At 50.5% G+C, this 713-nt stretch carries 2 protein-coding genes; both read right to left on the reverse strand.

Going from position 1 to position 713, the window contains the following annotated elements; genetic code table 11:
* On the reverse strand, positions 1-470 hold a 470-nt coding region (locus DW182_RS22025; RefSeq protein WP_233564210.1), incomplete at its 3' end, for a DUF6443 domain-containing protein.
* Positions 471-485: 15 nt separating this feature from the next.
* Positions 486-713: RHS repeat domain-containing protein (locus DW182_RS22360; RefSeq protein ID WP_199678655.1), on the reverse strand; the 228-nt coding region annotated here is incomplete at its 5' end.

Raw genomic sequence — 713 nt, forward strand, 5'->3', positions numbered from 1 at the left:
ACACGTTTGCCATTGTCGTGCCACTCCTCTCCCGGACCGTACTGTTCCAATACCCGGTCCAAGGGGGAAGCCTCATAAACAGGTTTGGAATACGCTTTGCCATCACCATAATTGGACGACAATCGGGAACGGGATTGGACGGTGCTCAGCGAAAGCGGATTTCCGTTGTTGCCCGAAGCGGCATTCACAGGAAGCCAGGTAGCCGAGCTACGGCCTGCGGCGTCATATTCCTGATAAGTCACCAGGTCCAGTTGACCGGGAGTCATTCCCACCTGAACAGTCTGCCAGGGACGACCCAGATCATCGAAGTATTGGTAGGAGGTGATACTGTTGGATACCGAAAGGCCGCTTGTTGCGGTCGTAGCAACGGTAGGAGCGGTAGTTCTCACATAATTATTGTTTCCGGTCTGCGCCTTCGGATGATGCAAGGAGCCGCAGAGCAGCAATATGAATAATAAGTTTCGTTTCATAATCATTGCGTTTTTTTATTGTTTGTAATTGTATTGATAACTCTCGATGACCTTTCCGTTATGGTCTTTCACGCACGACAGGCGCCCGAAAGAGTCATATTCGTAGTTGGTCTTAGTGCCGTTGGGCATCACGAGCTGTTCCAGGTTCAGAGCGGAATCATAATAATAAGTCGTTATCCGGCTGCCCTCAAGCGAAGGGTTGTTCCTAAGCGCTTCTATGGCAGCCATATCAGCCGAAGAAGG

This window comes from Bacteroides sp. AM16-24, assembly GCF_003471885.1.
Lineage (GTDB): Bacteria > Bacteroidota > Bacteroidia > Bacteroidales > Bacteroidaceae > Bacteroides.